Annotated in this window: 15 protein-coding genes; 3 read left to right on the forward strand and 12 right to left on the reverse strand. The window is 58.9% G+C overall.

The genetic code is table 11. The features are described from left to right. Positions 1–60 precede the first annotated feature (60 nt). Positions 61–2217, forward strand: coding sequence for a cation:proton antiporter domain-containing protein (locus tag GFER_RS07755; protein ID WP_052446161.1), 2157 nt, complete (start codon positions 61–63; stop codon positions 2215–2217). A 47-nt stretch (positions 2218–2264) separates the two neighbouring features. Then, positions 2265–3188, forward strand: a complete 924-nt coding sequence (locus tag GFER_RS07760) for a L,D-transpeptidase (RefSeq protein ID WP_074669484.1) — start codon at positions 2265–2267, stop codon at positions 3186–3188. A gap of 10 nt (positions 3189–3198) precedes the next feature. Here GFER_RS07760 and GFER_RS07765 read toward each other — a convergent pair whose 3' ends face one another. The 11 genes from GFER_RS07765 to GFER_RS07815 all read right to left on the reverse strand — a co-directional run bounded on the left by GFER_RS07765 (position 3199) and on the right by GFER_RS07815 (position 11477). Continuing rightward, positions 3199–3678, reverse strand: a complete 480-nt coding sequence (locus tag GFER_RS07765; RefSeq protein WP_040098132.1) for an SRPBCC family protein — start codon at positions 3676–3678, stop codon at positions 3199–3201. Positions 3679–3916: 238 nt separating this feature from the next. Continuing rightward, positions 3917–4228 (reverse strand): hypothetical protein, encoded by a 312-nt coding sequence (locus tag GFER_RS07770; RefSeq protein WP_052446162.1) that lies wholly within the window; start codon positions 4226–4228, stop codon positions 3917–3919. Between the two features lie 262 nt (positions 4229–4490). Beyond that, positions 4491–5084, reverse strand: coding sequence for an XTP/dITP diphosphatase (locus GFER_RS07775; protein ID WP_279615511.1), 594 nt, complete (start codon positions 5082–5084; stop codon positions 4491–4493). A 4-nt stretch (positions 5085–5088) separates the two neighbouring features. Next, positions 5089–5820 (reverse strand): ribonuclease PH, encoded by a 732-nt coding sequence (rph, locus tag GFER_RS07780; protein WP_040098136.1) that lies wholly within the window; start codon positions 5818–5820, stop codon positions 5089–5091. Beyond that, positions 5820–6893 carry an N-acetylmuramoyl-L-alanine amidase gene (locus tag GFER_RS07785; RefSeq protein ID WP_161807397.1) on the reverse strand — a complete coding sequence of 358 codons (1074 nt, stop codon included), beginning with the start codon at positions 6891–6893 and terminating at the stop codon, positions 5820–5822. Before GFER_RS07785 ends, rph begins: the two co-directional genes overlap by 1 nt. Positions 6894–6990: 97 nt before the next feature. Next, entirely contained in the window at positions 6991–8052 is a 1062-nt protein-coding gene (locus GFER_RS07790; protein ID WP_074669461.1) for a DHH family phosphoesterase, read from the reverse strand. Between the two features lie 21 nt (positions 8053–8073). Next, entirely contained in the window at positions 8074–8544 is a 471-nt protein-coding gene (locus tag GFER_RS07795; RefSeq protein WP_040098140.1) for a TIGR00725 family protein, read from the reverse strand. A 6-nt stretch (positions 8545–8550) separates the two neighbouring features. Then, positions 8551–9828, reverse strand: coding sequence for a tetratricopeptide repeat protein (locus GFER_RS17625; protein ID WP_052446164.1), 1278 nt, complete (start codon positions 9826–9828; stop codon positions 8551–8553). 111 nt (positions 9829–9939) lie between these two features. Next, entirely contained in the window at positions 9940–10182 is a 243-nt protein-coding gene (locus GFER_RS07805; RefSeq protein ID WP_139171956.1) for a hypothetical protein, read from the reverse strand. A 186-nt stretch (positions 10183–10368) separates the two neighbouring features. After that, positions 10369–10962 (reverse strand): superoxide dismutase, encoded by a 594-nt coding sequence (locus tag GFER_RS07810; RefSeq protein ID WP_040098145.1) that lies wholly within the window; start codon positions 10960–10962, stop codon positions 10369–10371. Between the two features lie 107 nt (positions 10963–11069). After that, positions 11070–11477, reverse strand: coding sequence for a CoA-binding protein (locus GFER_RS07815; protein ID WP_040098147.1), 408 nt, complete (start codon positions 11475–11477; stop codon positions 11070–11072). A gap of 146 nt (positions 11478–11623) precedes the next feature. Here GFER_RS07815 and GFER_RS07820 point away from each other — a divergent pair, with 146 nt between their 5' ends. Further along, positions 11624–12337, forward strand: coding sequence for a UDP-2,3-diacylglucosamine diphosphatase (locus GFER_RS07820; protein WP_040098150.1), 714 nt, complete (start codon positions 11624–11626; stop codon positions 12335–12337). On the opposite strand, the gene GFER_RS07825 is transcribed toward GFER_RS07820, so the two are convergent. Continuing rightward, the gene (locus tag GFER_RS07825) at positions 12324–13673 is read right to left on the reverse strand and encodes a YihY/virulence factor BrkB family protein (RefSeq protein WP_052446166.1); all 1350 of its coding nucleotides are present in this window, start codon (positions 13671–13673) and stop codon (positions 12324–12326) included. The genes GFER_RS07820 and GFER_RS07825 overlap by 14 nt on opposite strands. Positions 13674–13700: the final 27 nt, after the last annotated feature.

A 13700-nucleotide genomic window follows, 5' to 3' on the forward strand; every position in this document is an offset into this window, starting at 1 on the left:
GAAGCCAGACGCGAGTTTGGCCCCCACGGCGCCATTGCCGAACAGACCGGAGAAGAACGCATGGATTTTGCAGTGGAGCATATTTTTACGGAAATGGCCCTGATCCTGGGCATCAGCGCCGTTATCGGTTTTCTCGCCACCCGCCTCAAACAACCGCTGATCGTCGCCTTTATCGCAGTGGGCATTCTGGTCGGGCCATCGGGACTCGATCTGGTGGAATCCCACCAGCAAATGCACCTGCTGGCCGAGATGGGCATCGCCATTCTGCTCTTCGTCGTCGGCCTCAAGCTCGATCTGCACCTGATCCGCACCATGGGACCCGTCGCTCTGGCCACCGGCCTGGGCCAAGTGCTCTTCACCTCGGTGTTCGGCTTTCTCATCGCCCTGGCTCTGGGGATGAGTCCCATCGGTGCGCTCTATGTGGCCGTCGCCCTGACCTTCTCCAGCACCATCATCATCGTCAAACTGCTCTCCGATAAACGTGAAATCGATTCGCTTCACGGGCGCATCGCCATCGGCTTTCTTATCGTGCAGGACATCGCCGTGGTCCTCGCCATGATTCTGCTCACGGCCCTGGGCGCCGGCGGCGAATCGGGCAGCCTGATGCTGGCCAGCCTCGGCGTGGTGATCAAAGGGATTTTCCTGCTGGCGACCATCGGCTTGTTGATGCGCTATGTCCTACCGCGCCTGATGGACCAGGTGGCCCGCTCGCAGGAACTCCTGCTGCTGTTTTCCATCGCCTGGGCGGTCATGTTGGCCAGCGGCGGTGAACTGCTCGGCTTCAGCAAGGAGGTCGGCGCCTTCCTGGCCGGCATTTCCTTGGCGACCACTCCCTACCGCGAGGCCATCAGTTCGCGCCTGGTGAGCCTGCGCGACTTCCTGCTGCTGTTCTTTTTCATCAACCTGGGCTCGCAACTCGACCTCTCCGTGCTGGGCGCCCAGATCGGCGCGGCCCTGATCTTTTCGGCGTTCGTACTCATCGGCAACCCGATCATCGTCATGGTCATCATGGGAATCATGGGCTATCGCAAGCGCACCGGCTTCCTGGCCGGCCTGACCGTGGCGCAGATCAGTGAATTTTCTTTGATTCTCGCCGCGCTCGGGTTGACCCTGGGGCATATCGACCAGGACACCATGGGGCTAATCACCCTGGTTGGCCTCATCACCATCGGCACCTCGACCTACATGATTCTCTACAGCCATCAGCTCTACGAGAAGATTTCACCGCTTCTGAGCATTTTCGAGCGGCGCATTCCCCACCGCGAACGCGACGAGGACAGCAGTGACCATGCCGAGGAGGCCGATGTCATTCTTTTCGGACTCGGACGCTACGGTCGCAACATCGCCACCAACCTGCTGGCGCGCCATAAGCGGGTTCTGGGCGTGGATTTCGACCCGCAGATCGTCGCCGAATGCCGCCTGCAGGGCTTGCCGGTACGCTACGGTGACGCCGAAGACCCTGAGATCCTCGAGCATCTGCCCCTGCACTCGACCCAATGGGTCGTCAATGCCACCCCGGGCTACGAAGCAAACCTGACCCTGCTCAAAGCTCTGCAGTCGCACGGCTTCGGCGGCAAAGTGGTGCTGACCGCGCACAATCAATCCGAGGCGCAGAGGTACCGCGAGGCGGGCGCCGACAAAGTCTTGTGGCCCTATGTCGATGCCGCCGAGCAGGCCGTGGATTACCTAACCACCTCCACCGACACCATCTCCGCAGGCATTCCCTGGCCGGTAACCCTGGGCGAGGTGCGTCTGCGCCCGGGATCCCAGGCGGTCGGCAAACACATTCGCGACCTCGACCTGCGCGCCCGCACCGGAGTCAGCATCATCGCCGTAGATCGGGCCGGACAAAGCTACTTTGACCCGGGATCGGACTTTCTGCTCATGGCCGCCGATCGCCTGGTGCTGCTCGGATCGCATGAGAGCCTCGACAAAGCAGCGCGCATTCTCGAAGAAAGCAAGGCCCAGGATTCCAAGCGCAGCGGCAGCACCTTTCGCATTGAGGAAGTACCGCTCATCCCCGACTCTCCCTGGGAAGGCCGCTCCCTGGCGGAACTCGACCTGCGTGGCCGCTGCGGGATAACCGTCATCGGCATTCGTCGGGGCGATGAAAAAATCACCTCGCCCTCCCCTAATGAAACCCTGCGCACTGGAGACATCCTGGTCGTGGTCGGCAGTCTTGAAGCTATTGGGAATGCCTGTCGCCAACAACCGTGAACGAAATCCAGACAACCTTCGGCCAAATCATGAAGAAAGACCAGCACATGCCTTGGAGCAAATCCGTCAAGTTCCTGCCTTGCCTACTGCTGCTTCTAGCCCTTAGCTGGGCCTGCGAAGCTTACGCCTGGCAACCGCGTAATCGCGAGGAATCCCTCATCAGCCACCGGGAACCGGGTCCCGTAGTCGGCAGCCCCCGCACCTACATCCTCGGCCTCGATGAAGATCTAAACAACCTCGCTTGGCGCGCGGGGGTTGGTTACCGGGCGCTGGTGCGCGCCAACCCGGATATCGACCCCTGGTTGCCGCCGACCGGGGCACAGGTCGTGCTGCCGCAGGCGGCCGTGGTGCCTTTCTCGGCCCAGCCTGGCATCACCATCAATCTGGCCGAATTGCGCCTTTACCTGATCTGGCGGGAAGGCGCAGAAACCCTGGTACGGTTTTATCCCATCGGTATCGGTCGCGAAGGCCGCGAAACCCCTCTGGGCAAATTCAGCGTCGCCAATCGCGCCAAAAACCCCTCCTGGACTCCACCACCCTCGGTGCGCACGGAGCGCCCCTATCTACCCGGCACTGTAGTCCCCGGCCCGGACAACCCCCTGGGGGATTACTGGATAGGACTCAATGACCATCGCATCGGCCTTCACGGCACCAACCAACCCTACGGCGTCGGTCGCGAAGTAAGCAGCGGCTGCATCCGCCTGTACCCGGAGCACATCGGGGATCTTTTTTATCGCGTGGAGACCGGAACACCGGTCGCCATAATTTACCAACCGATCAAACTCGGACAACGCGATGAAAAACTCTATCTGGAAGTCCACCCCGACCAGCGCGGCATGATCGCCGACCCCATGGCCGAAGTATTACGCCAGAAAGCGCTCCTGGGGGGCGGCAGCCGACTCGATCTGGATCGCGTACGGCAGGCACTGGCCGACAAAAGCGGTCTGCCCGTCGCCGTTTCAGCCCAATGAGACAAGGCGTTCAGCCTTTTGTTTCTTCGGGCATAAAACCGAACCGTTGCTCCAGAACCGCGCGCCGATAGCTGAAAATATGCCGCAGTTGGCGCTCCACAAACAAGCGGTTCATGGCCCGTCCCAACCACCCCAGCGGCAGGGCATAGTGAACTTCGTCGTCCATCTCCACGCCTCCGGAAATCGCGCGGAAATGATGTTGATGATGCCAGAAGCGATAGGGTCCGAAACGCTGCTCGTCAACGAAAAAGAAAGGCTCGCGCACCTGGGTGATTTCTGTGATCCAGGTCAGGTCGAATGCGACCAGAGGACGGATACGGTAACAGATGATCATCCCGGCATACATGCGCGGTGGCAAACTTGAGGTGACGCGAAAATTCAGAGTCGGCGGGGTGATGTCCCGCAGGTTGGCGGGGTCGGAAAAAAATGCCCAGCATCGATCCGGATCAACGGGCAGACGCTGGCGAAAAAAAAGCCGATGGATTTGCATGCTTCTCTCCGCAGGCGAAGGTCTACAGCGGCTGGTCGAAACACAGGTCCGCGTCCCCGGCCTGGTGCCGACCCTGCAGCCGCCATCAAGAAGGCGCGGAATCACGCGCCCATCGGTCTAGCCCGCTCCGGGGACCAGAAGCGCGGCAGCATTTACCGCCCGCGGCTCCATCACGAAATATCCTCCAAGCAAGAAAAGCCCCGTTTCCGGGGCTTTTCTACTGCCAAGCAGAGGTGCTTTATTTCTGGAGCGTCATCTCGAAAGCCTTGGTCGCCTTCTGCGCTGCGCTATCAGCCTGAGCAGCGCTATTGGCCGCCGCCCTGGCAGAGCCATCCGCACGAGTGGCGGCGCTTTCGGCACGGGTTGCAGCAGCTTCGGCACGGGCCGCGGCATCATTCGCCTGCTGGTTGGCGGCCTTGGCTTCCTGAGCGGCCGCTATGGCCTGCCGCAGCAGGTTCTCATCATCCGTCTCAATGGCGAGATATTGGGAGCAGCCCCCAAGCCCGAAAAGAAACACACCAGCGACCAGAGCCATTCCGATTTTTTTCATAATATTCCTCCTGATCCAAGTTGTCGCATTTACGACGACCGCAAGACACCATGTCGTTGCAGAATCATCAATTCGAGTCCTTTATTCCTTGCCGCAGAGAGCCCTATTCCGCGAGCAAGGAGCCCCTCCAGACAAACTGAAAAATATCTGCGAAGGGTATGGATTCTCGCACTTTGTGCTAATTATTCCACAAATTTAGAATACTTCAACTGAAATTTAAAAAGTCGCGGCGGTCGCGAAGGCGGGGACGTGGAGAACCGCGCTAGGGCAGGCGCTCTTGCAGATAGGCAAGGAATTTACGCAGGGATTGGCCGCGGTGGCTGATGCGGTTTTTTACCTCGATGGGTAACTCGGCCAAGGTTTTTCCATACTCCGGCACGAGAAACAAAGGATCGTAACCGAAGCCTTCATTGCCGCGGGCCGCGCCAACGATCAGACCGGGCAAGCGTCCTTCAAACAACCGACAATCGCCCTGCGGGGAGCAGTAGGCCAGGACGCAGCGAAACGCCGCGTGGCGTTGATTCGCGGGCACTCCTGTCAGAGCGGCAAGCAGTTTACGGTTGTTTTCGGCATCGCTCGCGCCAAGGCCCGCATAGCGTGCGGAATATATCCCGGGGGCGCCTCCCAGAGCATCAACCTCGAGACCGGAATCGTCGGCCAGGGTCATGCGCCCGGTCAGTTGGGCAATGGTGCAGGCTTTTTTCTCGGCGTTGGCGGCAAAACTATTGCCATCCTCCTCGACTTCGGCAAGATCCGGAAAACTGTCCAATCCCAGCACCGCGACACCGGCTTCGCTGAGCAGACGGCGGATCTCGCGTAACTTTCCCGCATTGCGCGTAGCGACGACAAGTTCCATCAACTTACCTCTCCAGCACCTGTTGCTGCAGGCGGCTCAAATCCAGGCAGCCGGCCATAGCCAGGTCCCGCAGAGCATCCAGCTCGGCCTGGGTAAAGGGGTGCTCTTCTGCCGTTCCCTGCACTTCGACAAAGCGTCCGGAACTGGTGATCACAAAATTCATATCAACGGCGGCCCGAAAATCTTCCTCGTAGTTCAGATCAAGCAGGGCGTTGCCCTCGACCAACCCGACACTGACCGCCGCAACCCCTTCACGCAAAGGCGAGGCACTGATCAAACCACGGTCCCTAAGTCCGCAAACCGCATCGACCAGTGCAACGTAGGCACCGGTGACGGAGGCGGTGCGCGTGCCGCCGTCGGCCTGAAGCACATCGCAATCGATCTGGATGGTGCGCTCGCCCAGCGCGGCAAGATCAACCACGGCGCGCAGAGAACGACCGATAAGACGCTGGATCTCATGGGTGCGGCCACCGATTTTGCCACGGGTCGCTTCACGGGGACTGCGGCTTTGAGTGGCGCGGGGCAACATGCTGTATTCGGCCGTTACCCAGCCGCGCCCTTCACCACGCATGAACGAGGGGACTTTCTCCTCCACCGTGGCATTGCACAGGACCCGGGTTTCACCAAAGGAAACCAGCACCGAGCCCTCGGCGTAGCGGGTAAAATTGCGTTGAAAATCAATCGGTCGCAATTGATCGGCGCGGCGACCGTCGGGACGGGTAAACAGCGATGTCATCAGCGTGTCCTCTCACTTCGTTCGTCGGCAAAACTACTCAGGCCCGCGAACAGTGCCTGAGCCAAAGCCTCCTGGCCGGCGGGATCGGTCAACCGGGCCAGATTTTCGGGGTGGGATAGATAACCCAGCTCCACCAACACCGTCGGCAGGTTACCCCGCCCCAAAGGCAGCAGCGGCGCCTGGTAGATGCCGGACACTCTGAACCCGGCACTCTCCAGGCTACGGCCGAGATGCTGCGCCAGCTTCATGCTGCCACCCTGAGTCGCATCCAGGCTCAGTCCCTCATATTCCTCGCGTGGCCGTACCACCAGGGCAACTCCTTGAGGTTCGGCGCGAAAGGAGGATTGGGCGTGCAAGGAGATAAAAGCGTCCACCTCCGATTGGGCTGCCGGCTCCAGGCGTTGCTGGGGGGTGAGGGTGTAATCGCCCTCACGGCTCAAATAAACAGGAATGCCCAGACGCATTTTGAGTATGCGCTCCAGGTGGCGGGCCACATCGAGCGCCACCTCTTTTTCTCGCGTCCCGTCGGTGCTGATGCTGCCCATATCCTGGCCGCCATGACCGGGATCGATGGCCACGGCCCGCAACCCGCCCGCCTCCTGCGGGTTCTGTTTCTGCGTCAAGAAGGCAAATAGGCGATCGAGGGTGGTGTCCTCATCCACGGGCACGGGCGCGCGAGGCGTCAGGTTACGGTAATACACCGCCGTGTTGAGCAGGTCGGGCAACTGCTGGGTGATGAAATCTTCAGGAACCCGCAAGCGGTTGTCGATGAAGCGCGGGCGCTGACTCAAAGGCAGGAATCGACCACCAATCCGCAGGAAATGGCTACCGGGAGAGATGGTCGCCGTACCGCGCGGCGTGGAGAAGCTGTAAATATGCTCAACCGAATTCCAGCCGCCGCGCATATCCAAGGCCGCAAGAATATCGTCAATGGCGATAAAATAGGTCCCATCCTGCCAATAAACCTCGGATACCGTCACCGGCGGCTTTCCCCGCGGGGCGATTTCCACAGCGGCGGCGGCAGGCAGAGACAGCATCAGAAGAAAAACCAGGAGCACCCACAATCGGATCATTCCCACGCACCTCCAGCGAAGGCGATCCTTATAACTCAGCCTCTCTGCACCTGTCAATTTCACCTTTTCGAAAAACACCTTTCCAATGCGGGAAAAATCAGGCATCCGCGAGCCCTTCGGCGTCATCCGCCGACAAGCGGATGCCGTTAGCGGCCGAACGGCCCAGGCGAGCGAGCAACCTTTGCGTGAGCGTCAGCGCCAACTGCTCCTGCACCTGCTCTCCCGTTGCGATTCCCGCAATCTGCCCGCCGGCGATCATGCCATGCCCGCCAGCGGTGCCCAGGCCATCCACAACCGCCCGCATGACGTGCCCGGCCTTGATATCGTGAGACAGGGTGCGAAAGGATAGGACCTCGTCACCCTCGTAACAGCCCATGCCCATCACCACGTCGACCCCCTCGGCACGCAGTAAAAAATCGGCCATTTCAGCGACGATATCCGGATTGTGAATATCGAGAAGATTGAAAACCAGCACCCCGTCGTAAATCACGGCACTGCTGATGGCCTTTTTAAAAGCACGGAAGTATTCGAGGGGCACTTCAGATTGAATGATGTTGAACAGGATGTGGTTATTGACCAGGGGCAGAAGCTGAAGATAAGCTTCGCGGTCGGCGCGGCACCATTCGCGTCCCAGATCCTGAGTTTCGGATTTGATGGCATAAAACAAAATAGTGGCCAGTTTGGTGCTGATGCTTACTTTCTGGGCCACCAGGTATTCGTAAAGAATCGTCGCAGAGGCACCGTAATCTTCGCGGATATCGACCCAGCGGCAAGTCGCGCAGGTCTCGCGCGGCGGATGATGATCGATGACCAGATGCACGGGACGATCGGCGGGATAGGAATTGTTGCCGGTGCCCGGCTGGCTGTCGACCATGCACACAACATTGAACTGGTTGAGATCCAGAGCGTGGAGGGGAAAGGCCTTGATTTCCAGCTCCTTAACCATTTGCCGGTTTTCGACACGTCCGATGACCCCGCCGAAGGCCACCGTCGCCTCATTGCCGGTGGTCATCTGCAACAGGTGCCGCAGAGCGGTGGCGGAGGCCAGAGAATCGGGATCGGGGTTATCGTGAGCCATGATCAACACCCGCCCCTTGCCGCGAACCCAATCGATAATTTGATCGGAAAATTCTCGTGAGCGCTTCAAATCCATGGGCATGACAACAAAACTCCCTCCACCTTATTTTTCATTTTCGGCGAGCCGCTGAAAAACCAGATCGACCGCAGCCCGTGGTGAATCCACATAAAACACGCCGGGGATTCCCGGCCAGGCCCCCAGGGCGGCGACTGTACGGCCCAACTTCAAGGAAACGGCAATTTCCGAAAGCGTACCGTATTCACCGTCGACGGCAATGAGAGCTTGGGCCGTGTGGGCAATGATCACGTTACGCGCATGGCCCATGTTGGTCACAATCGGGTAAGTCACCCAAGGGTTCGCGGCCTGGGCTTCGCTGCCGGGCAGAATGCCCAGGGTTTCCCCGCCGGCCTCGGCACAGCCGCGACAGGCCGCGCGCATCACGCCATCAAGCCCGCCGCACACCAGCACGGCGCCGCGCTCGGCGATCAATCGCCCGATCTCGTAGGCCCACGCCTCTGCCTGGGGTGAGGCGCTGCCGGCACCGATAACGCCGATGATGGCTCGCACCTGCATCACGGATCAACCCCCGCTTTCCTGGCTCTGGCGCCGCAGCAGCAGTTTCTGAAAGGATGAGCGATGGCGAATGTTATCGAAATCCGAGTCTTCGGCCGCATCCTGGAGAAAATGCGGTTCCAGGCGCGAGGCCTGCGACAAGGCACGCACGGCATCCGCCGTTTTACCTTGCAGAGCAAAAATACAGGCGCGATTATAATGGGCCAGAGGATAGATGTCGGTGCGTTCAAGAATCGCCTCGAAGCAGCCCAGCGCCTCATCGAGGCGCCCCATGTCCATCAGCACACTGCCCTTGTTGTTGAGGGTATGGATGGAATCGGGATCGCGCGCGAGACTTTCCTCCAACGCCCCCAAAGCGCCCTCATGATCTCCTTCGCGCTCGCAGATCAAGGCCAGATAAAAAGGCGGCTCGGGGCTGGCGGGGTCGCGCTGTTCGGCTTCGAGAAGCAGCGTTCGTGCTTCTTCGAGGCGGCCAAGATCGGCCAGCACGTTGGCTTTTTCCATCAGCGCATCGAAAAAATCCGGATCCAGCGCCAGGACCGCGTCATAATCATTCAGTGCTTCTTCGAAACGTCCAAGCCGCATCAGGGACAGGCCGCGATTGAAGAAAAAATGGGGGTTTCCGCTGTCGCGGGCGATGGCGCGGCCATAGTGGCGCACCGCCTCCTCGTCGCGCCCCAGCCCCGCAAGCGCATACCCGGCACCGTTGAGGCAACTGGCATCATGCGGCTCCATGCGCAAGGCAGCGGAAAAGCACGCCAGGGCATCCTCAAAACGACCAAGGCGGTTGAGGGCATGCCCTTTATTAAAATATGCGTCGGTCGAATCCGGACGACGCTTTAGCGCCTCGTCGTACATGGCCAGCGCCTCATCCGTTTCACCCAACTCATCGAGAACATTGCCGAGATTGACGTAAGCCTCGGGAAAATCAGGCTGAAATTCCAAAGCCTTGCGCAGGTGAATCTGGGCCTCGCCGCGGCGCTCCAGACGGTCAAGGAGCACCCCGTAATTGTGATGAATGGCGCCGTTTTTCGGGTCCAGGCGTAACGCTTTCTGGTAGAGGGCCAGGGCCTTGATCTCATCATCCAGATTGGTGGCGGCCACGGCGCAGACATTGAGCGCCTCCACATCAAAGGGATGATCTTCCAGGTATTCCTCAACCAGATCCAGAGCCGTTTCACTCTCACCCCGGTCCAGAGCCATCTGGGCCAGTTCGAGACGCTCATCGTCCTCTTCATCTTCAAAATATTCGTAATCGTCAAAATCGTCGTATTCTTCTTCCATGCCAACTCCGACTGCCCGACTCCGAAGAGCGCGCGGGCGTATAAATACATGAGACTCACAAAAGGAAAACTATAGCAGAAGGCCCAAGGCAAAGGCCAGCCCAGGAATGCGTCAGCGGCGCGGCGGCACCAACCCGCTCACCATCAACACCAGTCCGACCAGAGCACCGGTGCTGCCGCCGGCCATCTCCGGTACGCCGGGCTGACTCCAGAAAGGGCGTGAAATTCCCAACCGTTCGCTAATGTAGCGCGACATGCGCGCGCTTTCGCCGGTGAAGTCGCGCCAGCCGAGAAATAAAACATACAGGCTTAAAGTCAGCAACAGCCATCCGCAGACCACCTGCACCAAGCGCATGGAAAAAAACCTCTGGGCCGGCCGGATTGACGAAACCCCAATGATGGCGCCGCTCCCATCACTTTGCCGAGGCATGATACCTGCGACGCCCTCTCTTGTCCACCTCGCAGCAGGCACGAAAAAACCCCCTGCGGTCGGTATCGACGGCAGGGGGCTCAGAGTGTCCCAAGGAAAAGAAAACGGCTCCTACCCGAGGTTGGCGTTGACGAAATCCCAGTTGACCAACTTGTCGATGAAAGTGGCGATATAATCAGGACGCCGGTTCTGGTAATCAAGATAGTAAGCATGTTCCCAGACATCCATGGTCAACAGAGGTGTCATGCCTTGTGTCAGGGGACATTCAGCGTTGGCGGTTTTGGTCACCTTGAGTTTGCCGCCGTCGAGTACCAGCCAGGCCCAACCGCTGCCGAACTGGGTGGCGCCTGCGGCCTTGAATTCTTCGACGAATTTGTCGAAGCCGCCGAAGTCGGCTTTGATCTTTTCAGCGATTTTTCCACTGGGCTGCCCTCCTCCACCGGGTTTCATGCACTTCCAGTAGAAGGCGTGGTTCCACACCTGCGCAACGTTGTTGAAGATGCCGGCCTTGGCGGAATCACCGGCCGTCTTTTTCATGATTTCTTCCATGGACAGACCCTTGAGATCACTGCCCTCCAGAAGTTTGTTGCCATTGTCGACATAGGCCTTGTGGTGCTTGCCGTGATGAAATTCAAAGGTCCGGGCGCTGATGTGGGGCTCCAGAGCATTGGGGGCAAAGGGCAGTTCGGGCAAAACGAGAGTCATGATAGGTCCTCCTTCACGGGTTGCGGTTGGAATACGGGGGCAAAATCGGGGGGGCAAAAATCGGGTCAAGATAAGACAACTTGCGCCCCGCGACAAATCGATACGGGTCAGTGACCGCTGAATCCCAGAACCACCAGGATGCAACTGCCGTCGGCAATGACGTTAAGCCCGGCCTTTTCGGCTTTAGCCACTGCAGGCGGGCTTTCCGCGCCGGGCTGCATCCAGATGTTTTCAACGCCGCGGGCAATTGCCGCATCCACCACCTTGTCCGTCACCTGGGGCGGCGTGATCACAGAGATGCTTTTTACCTCATCGGGCAATTCGCTCACATTCGCTACGCAGTCGATGCCCTCGATCTGCTTTTCCACCGGGTTGACCGGGATGACGTTGCGGCCGTTTTGCAGGTAGCAGCGCAGCACCTTGTTGCCGTATTTATAAGTTTTGGAAGAGGCCCCGACCACGCCGAATACGTCGGCTGCGAGAAACTGATCGATTTTTTGCGAAATGGTTTTCATGACAAATCCTGGCGTTGAGGTTTAAGATGGCCATGCCGTCAATTTGAGAGCATACCCGACCGCGACGATATCGCAAGCGCCGCCGCCACATTCACCACACTCAGCCGCCTTGACATTACAAAGGGCTCGATGGTCAAATGCCACCCATGAATCGCGACATTTTCCTTGCCGACGCCCACCTCTTGCACCCGCGAGACATCAACTATCAAAGGCTGCTCGCTTTTCTCGGCGAACAGCAGGGACGCCTGCGCACTCTTTACATCCTGGGTGACCTGTTTGAATTCTGGGTCGGCTATCGCCACATGGTGTTCGCCCCCTACGTGCCCCTGCTCAACGCTCTGGGCGAATTGCGCGCCGGCGGCACGAATATCGTCTACGTCGAAGGCAATCACGATTTTCACCTCGGCCCTTATTTTCACGAGACCCTCGGCTGCCGGGTGCTGCCTGACGGCGGCGACGTGGAAATCGATGGACGCAAGGTTCACCTCACCCACGGTGATCTGGTCAACAGCGCGGATCGCGGCTACCGGCTACTGCGCCGCTTTCTGCGCAGCAGGGTTCTCAAGGGGCTGATCGCTCTCGCCCCAGGCGATCTGACCTGGAGCATTTCGCGCTGGGCCAGCCGCCAGAGCCAAAAAGGCCATGCACCCAAAAACAACCGGCGCCTGCCGGAGGCATGCATCGACGCCTACGCACGGCAACGGCTGGCCGCAGGCAACGATATCGTCATCACCGGTCATTTTCACCAGCCCTTCACCCGTCGTATCGACCGGGGGCAGGTTTTCGGCCTTGGCGACTGGATCGAGCAGTATTCATACCTTGTTTATGAAGACGGATGCTTCGAACTCAAGACGTACTGAGCGGCTCGGATGGGGCTAAAGAATCCTCGGGATTTTCGGCTTTGAGCATTTGTGTGGCGAGGTCGTGCAGGGTCATGCCGGAAAAAGCTTCGCGACCCGCCCGCTCCATGCGCTCCTCCACCTTGCGCACCACCTCGCGCGCGTGAGTACTCTGCGCACCCCGCACATCCATGCCATCCCACCGCAGCCTTTCCAGAAAATCATGGACCTCTAGGTTCTGCAAGGCCTGCGCGGGCTGAAAGGCGTAATCGTTGGCGCCATCGGCATGAACTTCGCTGAGAACTCCAAGGCGGACCATTTGCTGCAAAATGCTGCCCGTCAGACGCGGCGGAAACTGCAGTTCTGCAGAAACTTTTTCCAGGGTCCAAGGACGCTCGCCACGATAAAACGCCTCGGCCAGCACTAAAAGCACGCTGAGAGCCATCATCTCGCGGCTGCCGTAATTGACCTCAGTGCTGCGCACCTCCTGCCTGACATTGCGCAGATTCTGCACCGCATGGGTAACTTCCAAACCAAACAACACAATCAGCCAACTGATGTAAATCCACATCATGAAAATCGGCAGCGCCGCCATGGTGCCGTAGATGGCATTGTACTTGGAAACCCCGACCTGAAAATACACATACCCCCACTGCGCCAACTGCCATAGTGTTCCGCCGAAAATTCCTCCGATGAGCGCCGCGCGCACGCTCACCCGGCTGTTGGGCATGAAAATATAAAGGGCTGTGAACGCGATCCACATTCCGACAAAGGGCAGAATCTTGAACAGTAAAACGATCAGATCGCCGAGCAGGGCTTTTTCTTGAAGGGCGTGGACCACCGCGTTGCTCTGCAGTGTGCTGGTCATGGAGACCGCCACCAGAACAAACACCGGCCCGATGGTCACAACCGAGAAATAATCGGCAAAGCGGCGAAACAAGGACCGGGTTTCCTCAACGCCCCATACGGCATTGAAGCTTTTCTCAATATTCGACAGCATGGCCAAAACCGTCACAAACAGGGTCAACAGGCCCACCACCCCGAGTCGCCCAACCTCGGTGTTATCGATGTAGCGTATGATTTCCCCGACGATTTCTTCGGACCCCACCGCCAACTGATCAAGAATGATGGGCTCCAGTTGATTCTGTACGCCCAACCCCTTGAGCAGCGCGAACATCAGGGCAAGCAGAGGGACAATTGCCAGCAAAGAGGCAAACGTCAGGGCGGAGGCCCGCAATAGACAACCATCTGCGATGAAATCATGTACCACCAGGGTCGCCACGCGTATCGGTTTCAGGAAGAATCCCTTGAGCCCCGTCTCGTCAGCCTGTTCAGCCTGCTGGTGTTGACCGTACATGAACAGCTTTCGCACCCTGGCTATTTT

Origin of the sequence: Geoalkalibacter ferrihydriticus DSM 17813, from assembly GCF_000820505.1 — a bacterium.
Taxonomy (GTDB): Bacteria; Desulfobacterota; Desulfuromonadia; order Desulfuromonadales; family Geoalkalibacteraceae; genus Geoalkalibacter; species Geoalkalibacter ferrihydriticus.